Below are 22,920 nucleotides of genomic sequence, written 5' to 3'. Positions count from 1 at the left end.
AAAATGCCTATAAATCAAGCCAACTCGAGGGGTTTAGAGCCTTGCCCTTGTGACGAATTTCAAAATACAAATTGGGCGATGTCTGCCCACCACTTTGCCCAACCAAGGCGATAGTTTCACCACCGGCAACCATTTCGCCAGCCTGTTTGAGAAGGGCCTGGTTGTGCCCATAGACGCTCATGTACCCTTTCCCATGATCGATAATGGTAACCAAACCAAACCCCCGCAACCAGTCAGAATATAACACTCTGCCGCGAGACACCGCCCTCACTGAACTGCCTTCAGCGCCTTCAATGATAATCCCTTTCCATCGAACCTGCCCTTGCCGGCGGGAACCAAAGAGCCGTTGTACTCTGCCTGACACTGGCTTTAACAACTTACCTTTGGAACCGGAAAGGCCCTCCAATTCAGTATTGGCAAGCTCAGCACTGCGCCGCGCTTCCTCGATGGCGGTGACCAATGCGGCTTCATTCTGTTTTAATTCATTGACCTTAGCTGCATCAGAGGCGATTTTTTGATTGAGTTTTGCCAGTGTGCTTTTTCTGTCTTGTTGTCTGGCAAGCATCACTTCTCGTTGCTGTTTTTGTGTGGTCAATAGTATGCTGAGTTCTTCTGCCTTCTTCGCCAACCCCTCGGTGACTGTTTCCAGCCTGGCCACGTTAGTTTTGAAGCGAGTGATTTCTGCCAGTCTCGCCTTACTTACGTACTGGTAATAGGTCAGTACCCGCTCGAATGTACTGGCCTCATCCTGATAGAAGAGCATTTTGGCATAATCGTAATTTCCGGCCATGAATGCACTCCTTAGTTGGCTTGCCAGGGCATCCTGTTGCTGAACAATGGCTTTTTTAAGCGCTCGCTGCTCCGCTGTCAGTCTTTCTTGCTGAACCCGATTGTCAGCCAAAGCTTCCGAGGTGGAATTCAGTGCCCGCGCCACTTCTGCAATCTCCAGTTCAGATCGCTTTAAAGCACTCATCAATTCATCCGCATTAGCTTTGTTGGCAGCCAGGGTAGCCTGACGCGCTTTGAGTTCGGCCTGTAACTCAGCAAGCTTCGCCTCGGCCTGCTCTTGAGCAAACACGGGGGTTGACATCAGCAGCAGGCAATTGAGCAGGCACAGTAACGTCAGCCCACATATCCGGGGAAAAACAGAGCGAGAATGATTACTGTGATATGTCATGGTATCCGCGTACAGTCTTTGCGCACTTTTTTCCGGCGAGCATAAGGAATTTGTTTTAGTAACACCATAATATATCAACAAGATAGAGGATTCATCTGCATTCTACTGTATATCGTTAAGCGTCAAAGCTGGTTTCTAACCCATTTTTCTATATACTTTGCAGTCGTTTTTAGTCGTCCAAGCACATTAAAGGTTTTTTTGAAATGGAACAGCTCGTCGAATTCGCTGGCAATAACATGTTACTGGCTGGCGCCTGGGTTGCCTTAGTTGGCATGTTGATCTTTAGCTATGTCTCAGCCATTGGCTCTTCTGTAAAAGAAGTGAATACCCATGAGATGACCATGCTAATAAACAAAGAAGACGCCGTTGTTCTGGACACACGAACACAAAAAGAATTTAAAGCCGGTCATATTTTAGGTGCAAGGCAAATTAAGCCAGAAGAACTACGCGAGAAAAACTTTAAAAAACTTGAAAATGCAAAGGACAAACCCATTATTGTTGTTTGTGCTATGGGTAACACTGCACGAGGCGTGGCTAGCGCGATGACGAAAGCCGGCTTTGACAATGTCAAAGTACTCAAAGGCGGCATGAACGCCTGGTCTTCTGCAGGGCTCCCCGTTTCTAAGTAAAGGAGCTATTTGTGAGCAAAGTTGAAATTTACACCAAAGGATATTGCCCTTATTGCCACCGAGCTAAGGCTTTGCTATCTCAAAAAGGTGTTGAATTTAAAGAAATCGCCATCGATGCTGACCCAAGTATGCGCGAAGTGATGATAGACCGAGCGAATGGCGGCTATACGGTGCCACAAATATTCATCAATGATACCCACATAGGTGGATGTGATGATTTGTTCGCCCTCGAATCAAAAAACAAACTGGATGCGTTACTGGCTCAGTAGTGCTCCAATCTATACATTTATTGCAATCCAGCAAGTATTGACGTTACAGGATCAAAAATAATCATGGCTGAAGAAAATCAAAACACAACCGGTGCAGATGCGGGCCAACAACAAGCCGCACCTCAGTTTAATATCCAACGTGTTTACACTAAGGATATTTCGTTTGAATCACCCAATGCACCAGCAGTGTTTCAAAAGGAATGGAAACCAGAAATTAAGCTGGATATCGACACTTCAACGGACAAAATGGCAGAAAACGCTTTCGAGGTTGTGTTATCAGTTACCGTTACTGCCACAATTGGCGAAGAAACTGCGTTTTTGTGCGAAGTAGAACAGGCTGGAATTTTTGCCGTTGCCCCAGAAATGCCTGATCAGGCGAAAGCACACCTGTTGGGTTCTTATTGTCCTAACCTACTGTTTCCGTACGCACGCGAAGCAATCTCTAACTTGGTTAACCGCGGAACATTCCCGCCACTGAATTTGGCGCCTGTTAACTTTGACGCTATTTTTGCTGCGTATATGCAGAAGCGCGCACAACAGGCACAAGAGGAAGGCGCTCAGAAGCTGGACGCATAATCAATGTTGAACGCGCGTTCAGTATCAGTGCTCGGGGCGGGGTCGTACGGCACCGCCCTCGCTTTTTGTCTTGCCCGCAATGCTATCCCTACTTTCATTTGGGGCCGTGACACTGCGCACATGCAAGCATTGGCGAATGACCGGGAGAACGCACGGTATTTACCCGGCGCCGCGTTTCCCGACAGTCTGCAGGTTGAGCCTGATTTAGTTGCTGCCATAGCGGCAAGTAGAGATATATTAATTGTTGTACCAAGCCATGCCTTCAAGGATCTGCTGGTTACCATTAAACCCATGTTGAAGCCGGAACACCGATTAATATGGGCGACCAAAGGGCTTGAACCCGGCACGGGCAGACTACTTCGAGACGTCGCCTTAGATGTCCTTGGGGAGGCCTATCCCCTGGCGGTTTTATCCGGACCAACCTTTGCCAAAGAGATGGTAGCAGGCTTACCTACCGCTATTTCTTTGTCGTCTACCAGTCAAGCATTGGTTGATGATTTTGCCCAGAAATTGCATTGCAGCCGATCGTTCAGAGTTTACAAAAACCCTGATTTTATTGGTGTTCAGTTAGGGGGCGCAGTCAAAAACGTCATAGCCATTGGCGCAGGACTTGCCGATGGTCTGGGCTTTGGCGCAAATGCGAGAACAGCGCTCATTACCCGGGGGCTTGCTGAATTAACCCGACTGGGCGTGAAACTCGGCGCTCAACCCGAAACCTTTATGGGGATGGCAGGCCTTGGCGATTTGGTGCTAACCTGCACCGATAACCAATCTAGAAACCGTCGCTTTGGATTAGCCCTTGGCAGCGGAAAAGACGTAGAAACTGCCATTCGAGACATCGGGCAAGTAGTTGAAGGTTACCGCAACACTGAGGAAGTTCACATTCTCGCCGAAAAATACGGTGTTGAAATGCCCATATGCGAACAAATTTACGCGGTGCTCTATCATGGGAAATCACCAAAAGAAGCTGCACTGGCTTTACTCGCCAGAGATTTAAAAGCCGAATAAACCTGCAGCGCGTGCTGAAGGTATTGCCTACAGCACATTCTCGTTAACGTTAGACAGTCATTCCACTACAGGTCTTCCACCTGCCTCGATATACACATTAACAGCGGCGTTTAGCGTTTGCTGATAACTGCTGATCAATGCCAATTGTGCCTGAAACCAGCTTCTCTGCGCGCTCAGCAAATTCAAAAAATCAGTATCGCCCGCTTTGTAGCGAATTTCCGCCAAGCGATACAAGCGTTCATTATTAACAACCGATGCCTCATTTAAGGCATAACTTTGCTTTTGAAATTTGTAATTATCAAGAGCATCGAGAAGGCCCTTAGCAGCATTTAAGGCAGTGACGCGATAATTATTCCACGCCAGTTCCAAATCAGTATCCGCGATTTTTTTACCAGCCTCAATTCTGCCTCCAGCGTAAAGCGTAGCAACACTGCTTAACGCGGCGCCCAAACTCCAGCCAGATGCCAAATCCAGGATTTCACTTACTCCGACGTCGGCACTTAAACTCAGCCCTGGCAAACCTTGTATGCCCGCCTGATAGACGCCAATATCAGCCTGGCGCAATGCAATATCCGCTATTTGCATATCAGGTCGCGACATAAGGACAACCGCAGGTTGGTAGAGTTCAATTTCCGGCAGTGACAACGCCTGTATTGTTGCTTGCGGCAACCTAGGTGCCATACTTTCATCACCGAGTAAAACGGCAATTGCACGCCCACTGAAACTGCGTTCATTGTGAAGCCTGAGTAATTCGCCTTTCGCTGAAAGTAAAGTATTTTGCTGTTGACTTACTTCAATGCCTGATGCGTCACCCTCCTCGAAGCGGATGTTCACTAAATCATATAGCCGTGTCGCAGCTTCAAGGTTCTGTTCCGCAATCTTTATTCGCTGACTAAGCGACAACCAGTTCACGTACTCGCTTATCAGCAACTGCTGAACTTGTAGCGCTACGTGTTTCATCGAATACGATTGAACATCTATATCCAGTGCTGCTGCTAATTGCGATGCTTCCCGGCTTCCCCATATATCCAGGGTATAGTTAAACCCAACCCCCGCTGAAGATGAATTTGTTGTTCTACCTGAATCCAGTTCTTCACCACTTCGACCGTTCACTGATGCGCTAATGGCAGGCACATTGTCGGCTTCAGCCTGCCTGAGCAATAGTTTCATTCTCTCTAACCTGAGGGCTGCTTCATCCAAGGACAAGTTATTTTCCATTAACCTGTCCATCAGCATGTCGATATTGGGTGAAGTGAACACATGCCACCATCGCGCCTCGACGCGAAGGTGCTCAACATCCTGTCTGTAGGGAGCAAATACTTGTTCAGCCACATCCGATTTCCGGTTGTCAAATTGTTGCGGTTGGTAGGCACAGCCACTAAGCAGCAACGCCCACAATAGACATGCGGATCTCTTCAACATCTAATCCTCTGATAATGCGTCAATGGGGTTGAGTCGTGACGCCTTGAGTGCCGGTGCATAACCAAACAAGACCCCGACAATCAGTGAGGTGAAAAATGCCAGTACTGGGGGCATCAGGGTATACGCCACGGTTATAGACAATTGGGAGACAATAAAAATCACCACGTAACCAAGTACAATGCCAATAGCACCACCCAAAATACATACTACCCAAGCCTCAATATTGAATTGCTTGAGAATGTCAGAAGGTTTGGCCCCGGTTGCCATTCGAAGTCCAATTTCCCTTTTTCGTTCTGACACATTGACCAACATAATATTCATGACACCAATGCCGCCTACGAGTAGGGATATGGCAGCCACGGACGCAAGCAACCAGGTAAGCGTATTCTGCGTCTCTGTAACAGCTTCTACTAAGGAGTCTGTGGTAAATACCATCACGTCTTCTTTGCCATGACGTTGGGTGATTGTGGCGAGAATACGGCTTTTGAGATCTGCGGCCACATCTGCGCCGGACGCTTTGACGGTGATGCCAGAAAGGTAATCCCGGCCAAATACTTTTAAGCGACCTGTCGATATGGGAATAAGGACTTCGTCATCCTGATCGTCGCCCCCCGCGCTTGCGCCTTTTGACTTGAGTACCCCAATAACCTGATACAAGCTATTGGACATCAATATGTACTCGCCAACCGCACGTGTGTTGTCATCAAAAAGGGTTTCTGCAACGGTGTCACCAATGACTACCACTGGCGCAAATGTAGCAACATCTTCTTCCGAGAAGAACACCCCTTGGGCCATTTCCCAGTCTTTGACTTTTAAATAGTCCTGATTGGTACCTTTAATACGGCCGGAAAAATTATTTTCGCCAAACCGAATGGTATTTCTCGATGATCGCTCCGGTGCCACATAGAGCACACCGGGTAGTTCCCGTAGCGCTTCTGCGTCATTTAACGTCAGCGTAGCGATATCTCCCGTGTTGCGCATATTGCCACCGCCGGGGCGCACAGATAACAGGTTAGTACCGATGGCTTCGATACGCTTTAGTACATCGGCTTTGCCACCTTCACCAATGGCCATCATGGTGGTAACAGCTGCAACTCCGATGATAATACCCAGTAGCGTTAACAATGTACGAAACCAATTAAGACGCAGTGACGAATAAGCCATGATGAGCGCGGCGAAACCGGAAATAGAAGGGAATGGATCAATGTTACCATGACCCGATGACTTTGATACTGGCGGTGAATGCGCTGACGTATTCTGACTATCAGCCACTATTTTGCCGTCGAGCAAATGAATTTGGCGTTCAGCATGGTTCGCAACGGCAGCATCGTGAGTAATAAGAATAATGGTCACGCCTTCGCCGTGAAGAGATTTAAGCAAGTCAAGAAGTTGCTCACCACTGGCAGAATCCAAGGCACCTGTCGGCTCATCAGCCAGAATCACTTCCGCGCCATTAATGAGTGCTCGAGCAACAGAAACCCGCTGTTGCTGGCCCCCGGAAAGCGCTCCGGGGCGGTGATCCGCACGATCGCCAAGCCCTAACTTGCTAAGCAGTGAACGAGCGTGTTCTGTGCGTTCAGCTTTTGGGGTATTGCTGTAAACAGCCGGCAAAGCCACGTTTTCTATTGCCGTTAGCGACGGCAACAACTGATAGCGCTGAAACACAAAGCCAAAGGTTTTCAGTCGCAGCGCAGAAAGCTGCTCAGGGCTCAGTGTACTGACATCATGGCCGTTAATAATGTACTGGCCGGAACTCGGCACATCCAGACAACCGAGAATATTCATTAGGGTAGATTTTCCTGATCCCGATTGGCCCATAATCGCGACAAACTCGCCTTTCTGAATTGTGACAGACACATCGTCTAAGGCGGTGACCTCTGTCCCTTCTCCCTTATAAGATCGGGTAACGTTACGCAAACACAGAAGTGCTGTTTCAGATTTTGCCACGGGGCCTCCTTGGCATTGAAGGAGGTCCTCCCATGGCCCCCATTCGCCTGTTGTTCCCAGACATTTGCGCACCGGTGGAGCGCTGCCCCACAACGATAGTTTGCCCTTCTTGTAAGCCAGAGATAATTTCAACTTCGGTGCGGTTTTTAATGCCCGTCTGTACTGGCGTTCTAACGAGTTCCCCTCCCTCTTGTACTAACACAAAGGGCCTTCCCGGCGGGCCTTTAAGCGCTCCAAGTGGAATCACCAACGCTTCGTCTTTGGCATCTTCAACAAAGAAAACCTGGGTTGTCATTGCATCCATTAACGCGCCGTCGGGGTTCTCCACATCAATTAGTACCTGATACAACACGACGTCGTTGACTTCTGTGGGTGTCGGCAATACCTGGCGCACCTTGGAGTGGTAGAATTTTCTGGCGTTACCGAGCGTGGAAAAGTACACCGGCATCCCCCGATAAATTGCATCGACATCGGCCTCCGATACCTCAGCGCGGAGTGTCATTGTAGTAAGGTCGGATATCTGTAGTAGCTCTGGAGCATTTTGATTTGCGTTTAACGTTTGCCCTTCCCGCACGGCCACAGAGGCGATAGTACCACTTATAGGCGCGTAAATTTTGGCAAACCCAAGGGTTGCTTTGTCGCCATCAAGCGATGCTTCATCTGCTTTTATTTGCGCGATACTTGCCGTTATTTTTGATTCCAGTACCTTTACGTCAATACGACTGCTAATAGCGACATCTTCACTAACAGCATTTTGCGCAAACAGATTGCGATTTCGTTTCTCTCGCAATTCTGCCAGCTCCTTTTCTGCCTGAAGTTGTGCAAGCTGCGCTTTTTTCGCTTCCAGAGCAGCTTCAGCAGTTTGTACCTGTGTTTCAAACACTGTGGCATCGATTTCCACCAGCAAAGTGCCACTGTCAACGACATCCCCTTCATCTACATGAATAGTTTCGACCTGACCTGACACCTGTGCTCCCACAACAACGTAGCGCTTGGGCTCCAATTGACCAGTCGACACAATGCTCTTTTCGATTTTATTGCGTGTGACTGTCCCGTATAACGCGTTGTCAGCTGGCTGGGAAGAAGAAGAAGAAAAGTAGTACCACGATGCGAAAATGACGGCGATGAGGCAAAGGCCCGCCAACCCTTTTGCTATCCATCCCTTGCTTCCTTTTACTGGCACGATGCCCTCCTTTTGTAAAAGAACTAACATAGCACACACGCCCGAATGAGAATAATTATCTTTACCCTAATTTACGTTGTGATTATCCCGGTTAAGAACGCGCCACGATTTACCGAGCACCTTCGTATCCCAGTTGCCGCCAGCTTTCATACACGAACACCGACACAGCGTTAGACAGATTCATACTGCGACTGCCAGGCGACATGGGGATCCGAACACGCTGCTCCGGTGGTAACGACTGAATAATATCATCTGGCAAGCCCCTTGTTTCCGGGCCAAACAACAAAGCATCGCCTTTTTGATAATGAACGTCACTGTGAAAAGACTTTCCTTTTGTAGTGCAGGCGAACAACCGTTGAGGCGTTGCGTCACGAAGATAGGCATCCAGGCTTGAATGGCGTTTTACATCGACAAACTCGTGATAGTCGAGGCCGGCTCGACGAACCCGTTTATCGTCCCACTCGAAGCCCAGTGGTTCGATCAGGTGTAACGCAAACCCTGTATTTGCGCAAAGCCTGATGATGTTACCTGTGTTTGGGGGAATTTCCGGTTGGTAAAGAATAATGTCTAACATGCATGCCACCGCTTATATATTCAAGGCGCGGTAGCATAAGCCTAGCGGGAGCGCGATACAAGTACCGCTCCCGGTTGTAAGCATGCAGTGCTTAATTTTGGTGCGCCCGTGCCTTATTCTGGGTGCAGATCCCGGCTTGTGTTACATTGTGCCAACCAGCGCCGGGCACGGCGTTGAGCAGACGAAGAAGGTAATACACTGGGAAAGCTCAAGGAGACTGGTAACGTCGTTTCCATGGAATGGCCGTAAACACTGCCAAGCCCGGTATCGCCCACAGCCTGTAATTTCATGTGTTTTAGCTTTGTGTTTCGTTTCATTTTATTCTGCCTTTGTTGTACTGTTAGTGCCACTGCGGGCACTTTTTTGTTCCACCTGTTGCATAACACACCCTACCGTCGACGGATACGTATATCGTTGCTTCCGTATAGACTGTGCCTGCTGTTGACAGGTATTGCACAACCCGTTCCTATTTTTACCTTCTTAGTAAAAGTTCATAAAAATTAACTATTTCAAAGCCCTGCTCATACCAATAATACACAGCGTGAAAAATATCACCAAGCACACTATTCAATACGTGTAAATATTCTTCACAACGTGTAAGATTTTACAAACTGGCAGTAGGAAGAGGTTCGGACAAAAAATCGAGAATAAGCGTCATAACCGGACAACGAATATCATCCGTTTCGATGAGTAATTCGTGACGCGCATTCGAAATAGTATGCAGCGACCCCATTGGCAGGCGCCCTGCTACCCGAATTTGCTTGCGATTGTCCACGACTTCATCTGCGCCCGCGCTTAGTACAAGACAAGGTGCAGACAGCCCCCCAATACGGTTTTCAATTTCGCGCATTGCTGACATAGCGGCTTTCAACCAAGTCACGGTTACGCCGCCGAGCTGGATTGATGAATTTTCTTTATAAAGCTGTCGAAACAACCCATAGCGGACCTGACTGTGTGTCAGCTTGTTCCTGTTGAAAGGAACCGGCGCATAGTCTCTTTGCCCAAAAAAATAACCAGTCTGCCTGCCTTTACGCGTGTGTTTGCGCATTGATGCGTTTAACAACGCACTTGTCATCCACTCGGGCAACGCAGGCCGAATTCCGAACATGGGCGAACACAAAACCAAACGCTCGAATGCATCAGGAGCGCGCAGTGCAGTCAGAACACCAATGGCAGCCCCCATACTATGAGCAAGCAGGTAGCGGGGGCCTTCCGGAGCAAGTACGCGCACAACATTATCGATAAACAGCAGCAGATCGGCCACGTAGTCATCAAATGATGATACATAACCGTGATGGGGATTCTCGCTCATGCGTCCAGACAGCCCTTGGCCTCTGTGGTCGTGGATAAATACCGCAAAGCCATTGTTGTAAAAATCGTAAATGACTTCTTTGTACTTTAAATAGGCTTCAATACGGCCAGAGCTGATGACGACCGTCCCTTTCGGTGACGCAGGTACACACCATGCGTAGGCAAGTGGCACGTCATCGACACCGGGTATAGTACCGGTAACCACATGCTCAGACCAAAACGCTGCTATCTCAGGTAACGCACTGTCTAATTGTGCTTCTGATGTTATTTTCCAGGCCATAACACTCAAATATTGCGCGGTAAGGCGATCTCCACCCGCAACCCGCCGCGTTCGCTGCGGCTCGCAACAATGTGGCCATGATGCATGTCCACAGCGGCTTTTGCAATGGCAAGTCCAAGCCCGACTCCGCCGGACTCTCGCTCCCGGGCAAGGCTTGCACGATAAAAAGGCGCAAATACTGCCTCACACTCTTCCTCAGACAAGCCGGGGCCATCGTCGTCAATTGCAGCCCACCAACGTTGATCGTCTGCATACACGCTCAATTCTACCGTTTCATTTGCATGTCGCAGCGCATTTCGCAGTACGTTTTCTACCGCCCGGCCGATCAACGTAGCATTCACCGGTACGTCGTCGTCAGGCATAGGGGACACCACGAGTTGCTTTTTCAGGTTTGCCGCCTCAAACCTTGCGTCGGACACTATTCCATCCATTAAGACGTTTATTGGAATACGGTGTATTTCGGGCTTACTCGCCCCCGCTCTGGTGAGCTGTAAAAGCTGACTTATAAGGTTTTCCATTCGCTCTGCTTCGCGTTCTATTCGGCGGAGAGACTGTGGGTCAACCCCTTTTTGATGGGCTAAGCCCACCGCCATTTGCAAGCGCGCTAATGGCGATCGCAGCTCATGAGAAATGTCCGCCAATAAACGCTGTTGGCCCTGCCACAGCTTTTCAAGCTGAGCGGCCATACTGTTGAAATCCCTAGCCAGATGCCCTAGTTCGTCTTTGCGCATTGCGGGTTTTTCCACTCGGGTTTGCCAGTCGCCCAAAGCCAGTTTTTTGCTTGCTTGTTGCAGTTGGTCAATTGGCTTAACCAAAGAGCGGGCAAACAGGTACGAGAGCAATACAGTTACAACTAGCGCCGTAGTTAAAAAATAGATAATAGGACGCTGGGTATTCGGAGGCCCTCCGGGCAACCCTACGAATACCGCGTATTCCTTGTTGCTAGTTGTAATTTTCGCCGGTCCTACAGCGCGAAACCCACCTCTTTTCAGAGTGATAGGTTCATCTTCATAGGCGAGTTGCAAAAAGCCTTGGCGTTCCAATAGTGGCATGGGAGGACCGCCGTCACGGATAACCTGCCCGGTTGTCAAATCGACGGCAATAACCATATGCCGGCCCCCCCGGTCGGCCCGGCTTAACAGTTTTCGCATAGGCTGTGTTTCTGTTCGCTGAGCGCGCAGTATATTCTTCACCGTCCTCTGCATTACATTTAATTCCTGCTCGCTAGGAGTTTCAATAGATACCGCTTCACTAAAAAAACGCACTGCGTAGAAAGTAATGGCTGCAGTGGCAATGAAGGTAACCCAAAACCACAAAAATAACCGACCGACCAGCCGCCTGGCGGGATTCACCTGATTCAACCAGTTCATGACGATAGTCGAAGCAGGTAACCCGCTCCCCGGATCGTTTTGATTTTCTCGTCAGATGTGGTTTCTGCCAATTTTTTTCGCAGGTTACTCACGTGCATATCGATGCTGCGATCAAACGCCTGAAGCGGTTTTCCCAGTACTTTTTGGCTAATATCTTCCTTAGTCACCCGCTCTCCGGCGTTAACCATAAGGAGTTGTAGTATGGAAAATTCCGTGTTTGTAAGCGTAAGTGGCTGGCCGTGACACAGGGCAGTTTGTCTGGCATTACTCAATTCTATGCCATTGACGTTAAGATCCTGCTGCTGACGCGACTGACTGCTTAAATCAAGGCGGCGGAATATGGCCTTTACCCTCGCCACCAGCTCCCTATGGTTAAAAGGTTTTGGCAGATAATCGTCTGCCCCAAGCTCAAGGCCGAGAATGCGGTCATAATCATCGCCTCTGGCGGTCAGCATTAAAACTGGCGTTAAATGAGTAATGCGGAGCTTTTTCAGTACTTCGAAACCATCGAGCCCCGGCATCATTACATCTAACAATATTAAATCGACTTTTTCACTGGACGTGGCCCGATTCAAACCTTTTACGCTGTCATTTTCCACAATAACTCGGTAACCACTACCTTCGAGATAGGCTTCGAGCATATCTGTCAGTTCGCGATCATCATCAATAATAAGTATGGTTTGACTTACGGCACTGGCAACCATTTTATTTCCTCCTGACGACTGTGTGACAAAAGCGCTGCACTTTGTAAAGGGGCATTGAGCGCAAGACGGACCTTGAAAAAGCGGACTCTGCCACGGAAATCTCCTGATTATAGTTTACCCCAACAAGACTAGTGTAAAGACGTATCAATCGCTTTTTTACGAAAGCTTTACAGTACCTGGTCACACATTTTCAAAATTTGCCCATACACTTAATTCGACACATGAAAAAAGCACATTTATGTTTTTTTCCGGTTTAACTGGCAACCAGCCACTATAAGCCGATATTTTCACTAAGTGGAGAAATACGATGAAAAAACGACTGATAGCTTCATTGATTGGCGGCATTCTTTTGGCGAGCCCTGTTTTTGCGAAGCCTGGCCCAAACGCACCTGAAGGCATGGTCTTAATGCATACATTGCAACAACTGGATCTGGAAAGAGACCAGAAAAAGGCCCTAAGACAACTCGTCAGAGCCTTTCACGAAGAACAAAGCGGTAATAAAGACGGCGCTCGCAAAGGCAAGCGTCGTGGCGAATCCAAAGGAAATTTGACCGAACTAAGCGAAACAGAAATAGCTCAGCAGGCAGCTGAAAAGTGGGCGAAAACCAAAGCCCATCGCATCGCTCTGGCAGAGCTGAAACACGATGCATGGCAGCTTCTGACCGATGCACAACGCGTGCAGCTCGATGAGGTAATGGAAGAGAGAAAAGCAGATATGCAAGCGCGTATAGCCTCGAAAAAAGAAAAAGGCGAATTGCCCCGGCCGTTTTCTCAACTCGATCTTAGCGAAGAACAGCAAACACAAATCGCCGAAATCTTGGCTTCTCACAAGTCTCAAAAAGAGGCAGAGCGTGACGATTGGGAATCGTTAAGAGAACAGGAACAAGCGATAATCAGACAGACTGCATTTGATGCCGAAGCACTGTCAGCCCTGCTAGACAGTCATAAACAACAATTTGTTCAACGAGCTATAGAAAAAGCGCAGATGCACGCCAGTATTTTAGCACTACTGAGCGAGGAACAAATTGAAATCCTACAGGACAGGCGCCCCATGCATGGCCCTGGTAAAGGTCGTCGTTATCACAGCTAATACTCTGCAGATACTAAAACCACAAAACAGCCCGCATACGGGCTGTTTCCCCATTTAATAGTCGGGCTTAAACGGAATGTGGTCCGGGGAGAAAAACAACGGCGACGTAATAACTAAATCAGCGGTAGCAGAGGTACATGCCACAGGAATGTTCCACACTGAACACAGTCTTAGCAACGCCTTAACATCAGGATCGTGTGGGGCAGGGTTTAATGGATCCCAAAAGAAAAACAACGCGTCGAGCTTTCCCTCTGCGATAAGCGCACCTATTTGCTGATCACCGCCAAGGGGACCGCTTTTGTAGCGTTCAACTTCCAAGCCAGTATTATCAGCAATAAGGCCCCCCGTTGTACCGGTTGCCACCAGGTTACACTGCTTCATCGCTTCTATATGCTTTTTTACCCACGCCAATAACTCTGGCTTTTTATGATCGTGAGCCACCAGTGCAATTGTCTTTTTATTCATATTGTGTCCTTAAAAAATACGTGTACTGCTCAGCTTTCCGATATCGTAGAAAAAGGTAAACACAGAACCCGTGAAATTGGTATATCAGGAGTCAGGCAGAAACACGGGCTTCTTTTTCCGGTGCTTTTTTGTTTGCATTCACAAATATTACGCTAACTGTCAACGCTTTGTCACAGTTTATCGCTTTACTGTTTTAGTTTAGCAGTACAACTACGACCAGATAAAATAATTATACATAAATATTGCATAATTATTCTCAATGAGTATGATAGCACACGGTTTAGTAATCTCTGCAGAAAACGATAGCTGTTTAAAGCCAGCCTTAGCGCTGTTTTTCTTTCGTTGAAGACAGAGAATTTGACAGGAAAATCTCATGATTCAATCAACCAGCAGGCCCGACCAGCAGGTTGTTAAGGTAAAACAGTTTAGCTCTCCCCTGGCTGGCTACACATCGCATATTCCATACCGACGATTTGGTATGGTTGTGCTTTTGCGGTAGCACACTTTTTACCTTTGTACGCGACGCGAGTGAAAACCAGTATCCCTTTCATTCGTGTACAAAGGTAGAAAGTGATTTTTTTTTCGTTTTTATAGTAATCATTCCCACTATGTTAAAAGTATCAATTATCGGAGCCAGTGGTTATACAGGCGCTCAACTCGTTGATTTAGTTCATCGCCATCCGTCAATGGCCCTGGCAGGTACCTACGTATCTGAAAAAAGTGCTGACGCGCATAAATCGCTGGCATCACTGCACGGTCAGTACGCGCACTTGAGTAATTACACACTCACCCCCATGCAAGACAGCACACTGAACGAACTGGCAAATTCAATGGATCTGGTCTTTTTGGCCACCCCCCACGAAGCCAGTCACGACTGGATGCCAGCGCTGAGTGCTGGCAAGGCGAAAATACTCGATTTATCTGGGGCATTCAGGATAAAAGACACAACAGTGTTTGAGCAATTTTACGGTTTCCCTCATACTGCCACCGACAGTCTTGCGCAAGCGGTATACGGGTTGGCAGAATGGTATGCAGACGACATAGCTGCGGCTCACATTGTTGCTGTACCCGGCTGTTATCCAACCGCCGCACTTAGCGCTTTAAAGCCACTCGTGTCCGATGGACTCATAGATAACAGTATGCGCCCAATTATCAATGCCGTCTCTGGTGTAAGCGGTGCGGGACGAAAAGCAGCATTAGCAAACAGTTTTTGTGAAGTTAGCTTACAGGCGTATGGTGTATTGGGTCATCGCCACACCCCTGAAATTGAGGCCTGGCTAGGCACAGGTGTGATTTTCACGCCCCACCTTGGCAACTTCAAGCGGGGCATACTCGCCACAATTACTGTAAAGGTGAAAGCTGGCACCACCTCAGACCAACTTAACAAAGCCTATCAGCAAGCCTACAACGGCAAGCCTGTGGTTCGTCTGCGCGACAGTTTCCCGAAAATTGATGACGTGGTAAATACCCCCTTTGTAGATCTGCATTGGAAACTCGACGAAGCATCTGGTTATGCCGTTATTACCAGTGCCATCGACAACACTATGAAAGGCGCGGCTTCTCAGGCGATGCAATGCGCCAATCTGTTGAGTGGCTTCTCCATTACTGAGGGATTGTTACCAGCATGAGCCTTTCTCCGATTGTAATAAAAGTGGGCGGCGCATTACTTGAAGAGGAATCTGCAGCCCTTAAACTTCTCGCTTCAGTCAAACAAGTCATGACGCAACGTGCGGTTATATTGGTTCATGGTGGTGGACCGCTGGTTGAAACACTCATGGCAGCGTTGAATTTGCCCAGTCAGAAAATAGACGGGCTTCGTGTTACGCCCGACGAACACATGCCCTATATTTGCGGTACGTTGGCTGGCAGCGCAAATAAAGCGTTATGCGCGTTGGCAATTAAAGCCGGAGTGACACCGGTGGGACTGTCCCTGTTAGATGGCAGTATGGTAACGTGTGAAGTACTCGATGAGAAATACGGCGCTGTGGGTGTGCCGGCCCCGGGTAATCCGTCGTTGTTGAACAGTCTCACTGAACAAGCGCTTCTACCAGTGGTAAGCTCTATTGGTGCAAACAGCCATGGGCGTTTGCTGAATATTAATGCCGATCAGGCCGCTACCGTTGTCGCTCAGCTCGTACAAGGCGAATTATTGCTGCTATCCAACGTGAAAGGCGTACTCGATGCAGACAAACAATTACTTAGCAACCTCAATCAGCAACAAATTGACACACTGGTGGCTAGCGGTGTCATCACAGACGGCATGAAGGTTAAAACCGATGCTGCTTTATTCGCAGCGAGCTCTCTTGGGCGTCCGGTAACCATTGCCAGTTGGAGCGATGAAATCAGCACAATATTGAATCAGGACACAGGTACGCGCATTGCGCCCTAGCGTATCTTTAGGAGAAAAGAATGAAACAGGATTTACTGACATTTGCAAGCTGGTCTCCCGAAGAGGTGAAATCTCTGTTGGAGCTGGCCGTTACAATTAAACAAACCCCCACTGCATATAATCAGGTGCTCGCGGGTAAGTCTATTGTTGCTTTATTTGAGAAACCGTCATTGCGCACCCGTGTGAGCTTTGACATCGGCATTAACAAGCTGGGTGGGCACATGGTCTACCTCGATGCACAAAGCGGAAAATTAGCCGGCCGTGAAGACAATGTAGACACTGCGGCAAACCTTGCGTGCTGGGCCGATGCCATTGTCGCCAGAGTGTTTTCCCATGAAACACTGGAGCAATTTTCCAGCGCGGCAAACATTCCTGTCATCAACGCACTATGCGATAAATATCATCCGTGTCAGGGACTTGCCGATTATTTGACGATGTTCGAAGCATTTGGCAAGACAGAAGGCCTGACGATGGCCTACATTGGCGACGGCAATAACGTTACCCATTCCTTGTTAATTGTCGGAGCATTATTAGGGTGTCACCAGGTTGTCGTAACGCCTGCAGGCCATGAAGCTGATCCAAGTATTGTTTCACAAGCCCAGGACATTGCGGCGCAAACTGGGGTCAAAATTGTCCAGAGTAACGATATTGACGCAGCTATTGGCGCAGATGTACTTTACGCGGACACATGGCTATCTATGGGCGACGATACTCCTTTGGAAGCTATAAAAGATAAATTTATGCCCTATCAGGTCAATGAAGCCCTGATGGAAAAAACCGGTGCTAAATATGTGATGCATTGTCAGCCAGCTCACAGAGATCTGGAAATTACCGGCTCACTTATCGACAGTGACAAATCGCTGCTGATGCAAGAAGCGGAAAACAGAATGCACGCACAAAACGCCATATTAACTAAACTACTCGGTTCCTAAGAGGACAGGTTTAATGAAAAAAATCAATAAAGTCGTGCTCGCGTATTCAGGCGGGCTTGATACCTCGGCCATCATTCCTTGGCTTAAAGAAAACTATGGTTGTGAAGTAGTAGCTTTCGCTGCTGACGTAGGTCAGGGCGACGAAGAGCTTGAAGGCTTGCACGAAAAGGCCATCGCTTCCGGCGCAAGTGAATGCTACATAGTCGACCTTAAGGAAGAATTTGTAAGCGAGTACATCTTCCCTACAATTACTACCGGTGCGGTTTATGAAGGCGAATACCTGTTGGGTACGTCAATGGCCCGCCCGGTTATCGCTAAGGCGCAAGTGGACGTTGCGCGAAAGGTTGGCGCAGACGCACTGTGCCATGGTTGTACCGGCAAAGGGAATGACCAGGTTCGCTTTGAAAGCACGTTTGCCGCCCTTGCGCCAGAACTTCAGGTTATTGCGCCATGGCGTGAATGGGACATGGTATCCCGTGAAGATTTGCTCGCATACCTGGCAGAGCGCAACATCCCAACTACAGCGTCAGCCACCAAAATTTACAGCCGTGACGCAAACGCTTGGCATATTTCTCATGAGGGTGGTGAACTCGAGGATCCGTGGCAAGAACCTACCAAACAAGTATGGACATTAACCGTTGATCCGGAAGATGCCCCGGATGAAGCCGAGCGCGTAACGCTGTCTTTCGAGAAAGGCCGTCTGACTAAAGTCAACGATGAAGCCCTGTCTCCCTATGAGGCGCTGGTTAAACTTAACACCATTGCCGCTGCCCATGGTGTTGGGCGCATCGACATCGTCGAAAACCGCTTGGTAGGTATGAAATCACGCGGTTGTTATGAAACCCCGGGCGGCACAGTGTTGCTAAAAGCCTATAAAGCATTGGAAACCATGGTATTGGACAAGGCTTCCTTCAAATACCGTGAGCAAATTGCGCTTGAATACTCACACGTCATGTACGACGGCCGTTGGTTCACGCCATTAAATGATGCACTACTCGCAGGTGCTGCCTCCTTTGCCAAGCGCGTAACCGGCGACATTGTTGTGAAGCTTTATAAAGGACAAGCTACCGTGACGCAGCGCCGTTCACCTAACAGCTTGTATTCCGAAGACTTCGCGACCTTTGGCGCAGACGATGTATACGATCAAAGTCACGCTGAAGGCTTTATTCGCCTGTTCAGTTTGTCCAGTCGCATTGAAGCGCTGAAAAAGCAGTAGTAACAGGAGAATATCATGGCATTGTGGGGCGGCCGTTTTGCGGCAGGTAGTAGTAATATGTTCAGGCAGGTGAATGACTCCCTGCCTTTCGACCGGGTAATGGCAACGCAGGATTTGCAAGGCTCAATTATCTGGTCTCGCGGACTCAAAAAAGCCGGTGTACTGACAGAAGAAGAACAGGCAAAGCTGGAAGCAGCACTGCTTGAGCTTAAGACTCAAGCCGAAAACGATGAGCTGGACTTTGACGCCAGCGAAGAAGAGGACATTCACAGCTTTGTTGAAGCTGCACTTATTGACAAGCTGGGCGACATTGGTCGTAAGCTGCACACAGGTCGCAGCCGCAACGATCAGGTAGCCACGGATTTTCGTTTGTGGGTGCGCGAGCACGTGGATTCACTTAAGGCCGATCTGAAAGCGCTAATTCGTTCGTTGCTCAACACTGCCAGCCGTCATCAACAAGCCATTATTCCCGGGTACACCCACTTACAACGGGCGCAGCCTATCCATTTTGCACACTGGTGTCTGGCCTATGTTGAAATGTTTAAGCGCGATCTTGACCGCATGCGGGATCTCAAGAAACGTATGAACCAGTGTCCTCTGGGATCTGGAGCCCTTGCCGGTACGACTTACCCGGTAGACCGTGAAGCTCTGGCTGAAGAACTGGGTTTTGATTCGCCCTGTCTGAACAGCTTAGATGCAGTTTCGGATCGCGACTTCGTACTGGAGTTGTTGTTTTGCGCCTCCACCAGCATGATGCACATTTCCCGTATGGCCGAAGACCTGATCTTCTATAACTCCGGCGAGGCGGGTTTTTTACAACTGGGCGATGCGGTCACCTCGGGCTCATCCCTCATGCCGCAAAAGAAAAACCCAGACGCTCTGGAGCTAATGCGCGGCAAATGCGGTCGGGTATTTGGCAGTCTTCAAGGCCTGTTAGTTACCATGAAGGGGCTGCCGCTGGCATACAACAAAGACATGCAGGAAGACAAAGAGGGGGCCATTGACACCGTAAATCAATGGCATATTTGTTTGTGTATCGCAGTGGAAGTGCTCGATTCACTCTCGCTCAATGAAGACCGTTGCCGCGAAGCAGCAACACAAGGTTTTGCCAACGCCACAGAGCTGGCCGATTACCTGGTTGGAAAAGGTATTCCTTTCCGCACTGGGCACGACATTGCAGGAAAAGTTGTCCTCGCGGCTATCGACAAAGGGTGTGCTATTGAGGACTTACCGCTGTCGGATTTACAGGCCATCTGTGAGGTTATCGACGACGATGTTTACCCCGTATTGCAACTGGAATACGGGGTCAATCAGCGCAGGATATTAGGCGGTACCAGTCAGGAAACAGTGACAAAAGCACTATACCGGGAACTGGAAAATCTGGATAAGCTGGAGTAACGCGTAAATGGTGTTAGCTCATCATGAAGGTATAAAACTGTTCAGGAGCTCTCTGCCGTACATCAATGCACACCGGGGTAAAACCTTTGTACTGATGTTTGGCGGAGAAGCCATTGAACAAAACAACTTTGCCAACATTATTCACGATATTGCTTTGCTAGCCAGCTTAGGTGTGCGTTTAGTGTTGGTGCATGGCGCAAGACCACAAATTGACGAGCGCGTTGGCTTGCGAGGCATTGAGAGCCGCTTTCAGGATGGCGTCCGCATTACCGACAGACAAACACTGGAATGCGTAAAAGATGCCGCTGGCTCAGTGCGCAGCCACGTTGAAGCCCTGCTCACCATGGGTTTACCCAATTCACCTATGCACGGCGCGCAAATTCGCGTTTGCACCGGAAACCTTGTGGTTGCCAAACCCATGGGTGTGCGCGGCGGCGTCGACTTTGAAAGTACCGGACTTGTTCGCCGCATAGATACTACAGGTATAAGCGATCACTTAAACGATGGCTCTATTGTGCTGCTTTCACCCATGGGGTATTCCACCACAGGTGAAGTGTTCAATTTGTCCCATGAAGACGTGGCTACGCAGGCTGCCATCGCACTGAAAGCGGATAAAATAATTGTTTTCTCAAAGGACGACGGTATCCGCCACAACGATGGCAAGTTACTTCGCACCATCGAACGCCCGCAGCTAGAACAGCTGATATTTGAAGAGCAAATACAGACGGAAAATACCGTACTTAGTGCCCTGACAACCAGTGTTGCAGCTGGTGTACCCCGGGCACATTGTATCAGCTATGAAACCGATGGCGCGCTACTGCAGGAATTGTTTACCCGCGATGGTGCCGGCTCTCTGGTACTGGAGCATCACTACGAACAATTGCGGGGGGCGACCATTGAAGATGTTGGTGGTATCATCAACCTTATCAAGCCCTTGGAAGAAAGCGGCGCATTGGTAAAACGCTCTCGGGAACGCCTTGAGAACGAAATCAACCAGTTCATCATCATTGTTCGCGATGGCATGATCATCGCCTGTGCTGCACTATTTCTCTATCCGGAAGAAGGAAAAGCAGAGTTGGCATGTGTGGTAACTCACCCCGACTATCGCGGAAAGAATCGTGCGGAACGCATTTTAGATGAAGTGAAACGCCGGGCGTTGGATGCAGGCATTCACACTTTGTTCGTTTTAACGACACTCACCGCCCACTGGTTTTTAGAACACGGTTTCCGTCCGTCTGATCTCAGTGAACTCCCTCAGGCAAAAAAAGAGTTGTATAACTTTCAGCGCAATTCGAAAATATTTACTCTCGCCTTAGCATAAGCCCTTGCAGGGCAACATTGCCATCTTTTGCGGGCCTGTTCGACAGGCCCAACAAGCTTCGCTCTGCCTGAATATCAAAAGGGCGGGCATTCCTTTGCCCGCAAACAGGCTCAATTGTAAAACTTCAGGCCATCGTGTAGTTGGCGATATTCCAGCTACATCAAAACCCATGCCAAATTTTTTTAATTTTAATTTTCAATTAGTTACAATAGAAACTCCCCAATAGCGGTCGATTTGATATCAACAGGCGTTGCAAGATGAAGACAACCTCCTTTAAACACAGTAATGGAATGTGTTCTCACGTGTTTCGAGACTGAAACAGTGGTGACTATTTTAAAAGAACGTTAATCTTCAAAGCATCAGGTGAAAAATAAAACCATCCTTTCACTTTCTGTATAGTTTTCACTCACACCTGTTGGACTGACGTGTACCCATATTCATACATCGTATTGGAGAGGGTTTCGAGAGCGTGTAACAACTGAACCGATTTCGAATATAATTATATGGTTGTGTAGGATCGTACAATTAGTGTTTGATACTTGCACTTTTAGTGCATAGTGTGATGTCCTGAATGTTTTGTCATATTACCCCTATTAATGTCAGGTATAAGCATGGATATAAACGACAAGTCCGGTTATCAGCACTACACGCCAAACGAGAACCGATATCACAACATCAACTACAAGCGCTGTGGGCAGAGTGGTATTACTCTGCCTCTGATTTCCCTTGGTCTGTGGCATAATTTTGGTCACGCTGACGACTTACTAAAAGGCCAGGATATCCTGCGCACTGCGTTTGATTTAGGTGTTGTACATTTCGACCTTGCCAACAACTACGGCCCGCCCTACGGTGCAGCAGAAACAAATTTTGGCAGGCTGATGAATACGGACTTCACACCCTACAGAGACGAGTTATTTATATCGAGTAAAGCAGGCTACGATATGTGGCCCGGTCCGCACGGTAACTTTGGCTCCCGAAAACACTTGATAAGCAGTTTGGATCAAAGCCTCAAACGCATGAATCTTGATTACGTTGATCTTTTCTATCACCACCGTCCTGATCCTGAGACACCGTTGTATGAAACCATGTGTGCGCTGGATTACATTGTGCGTTCCGGCAGAGCCCTTTACGTGGGCATTTCTAACTATCCTGCCGATATGGCCTCTGAAGCGATAGACATCCTGGATTCACTGGGAACACCTTGTTTAATTCATCAAGCCCGATACTCTATGTTCGACAGATGGGTTGAAGACGACTTGCTAGATACACTGGCGCAAAAAGGGGTTGGCTGTATTGCTTTTAGTCCACTTGCTCAGGGGATGCTGACCAGTAAGTATGTAGACGGCATCCCTGAACGGAGCCGTGCTGACAACCCCATGACTTACTTGCAAAGAGAAACCGTAGAGCAACAGCTCCCCAGAATAAAAGCACTAAATAAAATAGCCTTGGCAAGAGGGCAATCGTTGAGTGACATGGCCATTGCGTGGTTACTGAAAGACCAACGTGTATCCTCTGTACTGGTTGGAGTTAGCAGTGCTGAACAACTCAGACAGAATGTTGCGGGACTGGGCAAAACCCAGTTTAGTGAAGACGAACTGACCGCCATAGCGCGTATACTTGCTTGAGTAAATTAGCCGTGCATTTGCACGGCTATGCCGC

At 48.5% G+C, this 22,920-nt stretch carries 23 protein-coding genes; 13 read left to right on the top strand and 10 right to left on the bottom strand.

From position 1 onward, the window contains the following. Window positions 1–7 precede the first annotated feature (7 nt). On the bottom strand, window positions 8–1,177 hold the full coding sequence (locus KO518_RS03275) for a murein hydrolase activator EnvC (RefSeq protein WP_371742228.1): 1,170 nt from the start codon (window positions 1,175–1,177) through the stop codon (window positions 8–10). 203 nt (window positions 1,178–1,380) lie between these two features. Between KO518_RS03275 and KO518_RS03270 the strand changes: the two genes are divergently transcribed. The 4 genes from KO518_RS03270 to gpsA all read left to right on the top strand — a co-directional run bounded on the left by KO518_RS03270 (window position 1,381) and on the right by gpsA (window position 3,659). After that, a complete protein-coding gene (locus KO518_RS03270) occupies window positions 1,381–1,806 on the top strand; it encodes a rhodanese-like domain-containing protein (RefSeq protein WP_216024359.1) in 426 nt (141 codons plus the stop codon). Between the two features lie 11 nt (window positions 1,807–1,817). Beyond that, window positions 1,818–2,075 carry a glutaredoxin 3 gene (grxC, locus tag KO518_RS03265; RefSeq protein ID WP_216024358.1) on the top strand — a complete coding sequence of 86 codons (258 nt, stop codon included), beginning with the start codon at window positions 1,818–1,820 and terminating at the stop codon, window positions 2,073–2,075. Window positions 2,076–2,138: 63 nt separating this feature from the next. Continuing rightward, window positions 2,139–2,651 (top strand): protein-export chaperone SecB, encoded by a 513-nt coding sequence (gene secB / locus KO518_RS03260; RefSeq protein WP_216024357.1) that lies wholly within the window; start codon window positions 2,139–2,141, stop codon window positions 2,649–2,651. Window positions 2,652–2,654: 3 nt separating this feature from the next. After that, the gene (gene gpsA, locus KO518_RS03255; RefSeq protein ID WP_216024356.1) at window positions 2,655–3,659 is read left to right on the top strand and encodes an NAD(P)H-dependent glycerol-3-phosphate dehydrogenase; all 1,005 of its coding nucleotides are present in this window, start codon (window positions 2,655–2,657) and stop codon (window positions 3,657–3,659) included. A 57-nt stretch (window positions 3,660–3,716) separates the two neighbouring features. Here the strand turns inward: gpsA and KO518_RS03250 are convergent, their stop codons facing one another. The 8 genes from KO518_RS03250 to KO518_RS03215 form a co-directional block, all read right to left on the bottom strand. Further along, window positions 3,717–5,081, bottom strand: a complete 1,365-nt coding sequence (locus KO518_RS03250) for a TolC family protein (RefSeq protein WP_216024355.1) — start codon at window positions 5,079–5,081, stop codon at window positions 3,717–3,719. Further along, window positions 5,082–7,028, bottom strand: coding sequence for an ABC transporter permease (locus tag KO518_RS03245; RefSeq protein WP_216024354.1), 1,947 nt, complete (start codon window positions 7,026–7,028; stop codon window positions 5,082–5,084). Beyond that, window positions 7,015–8,211, bottom strand: a complete 1,197-nt coding sequence (locus KO518_RS03240; protein WP_371742227.1) for an efflux RND transporter periplasmic adaptor subunit — start codon at window positions 8,209–8,211, stop codon at window positions 7,015–7,017. The genes KO518_RS03245 and KO518_RS03240 overlap by 14 nt, the downstream gene beginning before the upstream one ends. Window positions 8,212–8,320: 109 nt before the next feature. Next, window positions 8,321–8,785 (bottom strand): tRNA (uridine(34)/cytosine(34)/5-carboxymethylaminomethyluridine(34)-2'-O)-methyltransferase TrmL, encoded by a 465-nt coding sequence (gene trmL, locus KO518_RS03235; RefSeq protein ID WP_216024352.1) that lies wholly within the window; start codon window positions 8,783–8,785, stop codon window positions 8,321–8,323. Between the two features lie 113 nt (window positions 8,786–8,898). Next, entirely contained in the window at window positions 8,899–9,102 is a 204-nt protein-coding gene (locus KO518_RS03230; RefSeq protein WP_216024351.1) for a hypothetical protein, read from the bottom strand. Between the two features lie 287 nt (window positions 9,103–9,389). Beyond that, the gene (locus tag KO518_RS03225) at window positions 9,390–10,376 is read right to left on the bottom strand and encodes an alpha/beta fold hydrolase (RefSeq protein ID WP_216024350.1); all 987 of its coding nucleotides are present in this window, start codon (window positions 10,374–10,376) and stop codon (window positions 9,390–9,392) included. A 5-nt stretch (window positions 10,377–10,381) separates the two neighbouring features. Further along, entirely contained in the window at window positions 10,382–11,746 is a 1,365-nt protein-coding gene (locus tag KO518_RS03220; RefSeq protein WP_216024349.1) for an ATP-binding protein, read from the bottom strand. Next, the gene (locus KO518_RS03215; protein ID WP_216024348.1) at window positions 11,743–12,450 is read right to left on the bottom strand and encodes a response regulator; all 708 of its coding nucleotides are present in this window, start codon (window positions 12,448–12,450) and stop codon (window positions 11,743–11,745) included. Before KO518_RS03215 ends, KO518_RS03220 begins: the two co-directional genes overlap by 4 nt. A 307-nt stretch (window positions 12,451–12,757) precedes the next feature. Between KO518_RS03215 and KO518_RS03210 the strand changes: the two genes are divergently transcribed. Next, window positions 12,758–13,540 (top strand): Spy/CpxP family protein refolding chaperone, encoded by a 783-nt coding sequence (locus tag KO518_RS03210; RefSeq protein WP_216024347.1) that lies wholly within the window; start codon window positions 12,758–12,760, stop codon window positions 13,538–13,540. Between the two features lie 54 nt (window positions 13,541–13,594). Here the strand turns inward: KO518_RS03210 and KO518_RS03205 are convergent, their stop codons facing one another. Beyond that, the gene (locus tag KO518_RS03205; RefSeq protein ID WP_216024346.1) at window positions 13,595–14,005 is read right to left on the bottom strand and encodes a methylglyoxal synthase; all 411 of its coding nucleotides are present in this window, start codon (window positions 14,003–14,005) and stop codon (window positions 13,595–13,597) included. 373 nt (window positions 14,006–14,378) lie between these two features. On the opposite strand from KO518_RS03205, the gene KO518_RS20065 reads away from it, so the two are divergent. The 8 genes from KO518_RS20065 to KO518_RS03170 all read left to right on the top strand — a co-directional run bounded on the left by KO518_RS20065 (window position 14,379) and on the right by KO518_RS03170 (window position 22,886). Continuing rightward, complete coding sequence (locus tag KO518_RS20065; protein ID WP_256444216.1) at window positions 14,379–14,504, top strand: hypothetical protein; 126 nt, start codon at window positions 14,379–14,381, stop codon at window positions 14,502–14,504. A gap of 109 nt (window positions 14,505–14,613) precedes the next feature. Further along, entirely contained in the window at window positions 14,614–15,633 is a 1,020-nt protein-coding gene (gene argC / locus KO518_RS03200; RefSeq protein ID WP_216024345.1) for an N-acetyl-gamma-glutamyl-phosphate reductase, read from the top strand. Further along, entirely contained in the window at window positions 15,630–16,394 is a 765-nt protein-coding gene (argB, locus tag KO518_RS03195) for an acetylglutamate kinase (protein ID WP_216024344.1), read from the top strand. The genes argC and argB overlap by 4 nt, the downstream gene beginning before the upstream one ends. A 20-nt stretch (window positions 16,395–16,414) precedes the next feature. Then, window positions 16,415–17,326: an ornithine carbamoyltransferase gene (locus KO518_RS03190; protein WP_216024343.1), complete on the top strand. Its 912-nt coding sequence runs from the start codon at window positions 16,415–16,417 to the stop codon at window positions 17,324–17,326. A gap of 13 nt (window positions 17,327–17,339) precedes the next feature. After that, window positions 17,340–18,542 (top strand): argininosuccinate synthase, encoded by a 1,203-nt coding sequence (locus KO518_RS03185; RefSeq protein WP_216024342.1) that lies wholly within the window; start codon window positions 17,340–17,342, stop codon window positions 18,540–18,542. 15 nt (window positions 18,543–18,557) lie between these two features. Beyond that, complete coding sequence (gene argH / locus KO518_RS03180; RefSeq protein ID WP_216024341.1) at window positions 18,558–19,940, top strand: argininosuccinate lyase; 1,383 nt, start codon at window positions 18,558–18,560, stop codon at window positions 19,938–19,940. 7 nt (window positions 19,941–19,947) lie between these two features. After that, the gene (argA, locus tag KO518_RS03175; protein ID WP_216024340.1) at window positions 19,948–21,261 is read left to right on the top strand and encodes an amino-acid N-acetyltransferase; all 1,314 of its coding nucleotides are present in this window, start codon (window positions 19,948–19,950) and stop codon (window positions 21,259–21,261) included. Between the two features lie 611 nt (window positions 21,262–21,872). Next, entirely contained in the window at window positions 21,873–22,886 is a 1,014-nt protein-coding gene (locus KO518_RS03170; RefSeq protein ID WP_216024339.1) for an aldo/keto reductase, read from the top strand. The last annotated feature ends 34 nt before the right edge of the window (window positions 22,887–22,920 follow it).

Source organism: Aestuariibacter sp. A3R04 (assembly GCF_018860805.1).
Classification (GTDB): Bacteria; Pseudomonadota; Gammaproteobacteria; order Enterobacterales; family Alteromonadaceae; genus Alteromonas.
Note: the sequence above shows the minus strand (reverse complement) of the source record. Positions and strands in the feature narration are given on the sequence as shown.

Coding starts and splice junctions, on each gene's coding strand:
- argH (WP_216024341.1), top strand. CDS start 18,558: ATGGCATTGTGGGGCGGCCGTTTTGCGGCAGGTAGTAGTAATATGTTC.
- KO518_RS03225 (WP_216024350.1), bottom strand. CDS start 10,376: ATGGCCTGGAAAATAACATCAGAAGCACAATTAGACAGTGCGTTACCT.
- KO518_RS03185 (WP_216024342.1), top strand. CDS start 17,340: ATGAAAAAAATCAATAAAGTCGTGCTCGCGTATTCAGGCGGGCTTGAT.
- KO518_RS03210 (WP_216024347.1), top strand. CDS start 12,758: ATGAAAAAACGACTGATAGCTTCATTGATTGGCGGCATTCTTTTGGCG.
- argC (WP_216024345.1), top strand. CDS start 14,614: ATGTTAAAAGTATCAATTATCGGAGCCAGTGGTTATACAGGCGCTCAA.
- KO518_RS03220 (WP_216024349.1), bottom strand. CDS start 11,746: ATGAACTGGTTGAATCAGGTGAATCCCGCCAGGCGGCTGGTCGGTCGG.
- argB (WP_216024344.1), top strand. CDS start 15,630: ATGAGCCTTTCTCCGATTGTAATAAAAGTGGGCGGCGCATTACTTGAA.
- KO518_RS03230 (WP_216024351.1), bottom strand. CDS start 9,102: ATGAAACGAAACACAAAGCTAAAACACATGAAATTACAGGCTGTGGGC.
- secB (WP_216024357.1), top strand. CDS start 2,139: ATGGCTGAAGAAAATCAAAACACAACCGGTGCAGATGCGGGCCAACAA.
- KO518_RS03250 (WP_216024355.1), bottom strand. CDS start 5,081: ATGTTGAAGAGATCCGCATGTCTATTGTGGGCGTTGCTGCTTAGTGGC.
- KO518_RS03190 (WP_216024343.1), top strand. CDS start 16,415: ATGAAACAGGATTTACTGACATTTGCAAGCTGGTCTCCCGAAGAGGTG.
- KO518_RS03215 (WP_216024348.1), bottom strand. CDS start 12,450: ATGGTTGCCAGTGCCGTAAGTCAAACCATACTTATTATTGATGATGAT.
- trmL (WP_216024352.1), bottom strand. CDS start 8,785: ATGTTAGACATTATTCTTTACCAACCGGAAATTCCCCCAAACACAGGT.
- KO518_RS20065 (WP_256444216.1), top strand. CDS start 14,379: ATGATTCAATCAACCAGCAGGCCCGACCAGCAGGTTGTTAAGGTAAAA.
- KO518_RS03275 (WP_371742228.1), bottom strand. CDS start 1,177: ATGACATATCACAGTAATCATTCTCGCTCTGTTTTTCCCCGGATATGT.
- argA (WP_216024340.1), top strand. CDS start 19,948: ATGGTGTTAGCTCATCATGAAGGTATAAAACTGTTCAGGAGCTCTCTG.
- KO518_RS03170 (WP_216024339.1), top strand. CDS start 21,873: ATGGATATAAACGACAAGTCCGGTTATCAGCACTACACGCCAAACGAG.
- KO518_RS03205 (WP_216024346.1), bottom strand. CDS start 14,005: ATGAATAAAAAGACAATTGCACTGGTGGCTCACGATCATAAAAAGCCA.
- gpsA (WP_216024356.1), top strand. CDS start 2,655: ATGTTGAACGCGCGTTCAGTATCAGTGCTCGGGGCGGGGTCGTACGGC.
- KO518_RS03270 (WP_216024359.1), top strand. CDS start 1,381: ATGGAACAGCTCGTCGAATTCGCTGGCAATAACATGTTACTGGCTGGC.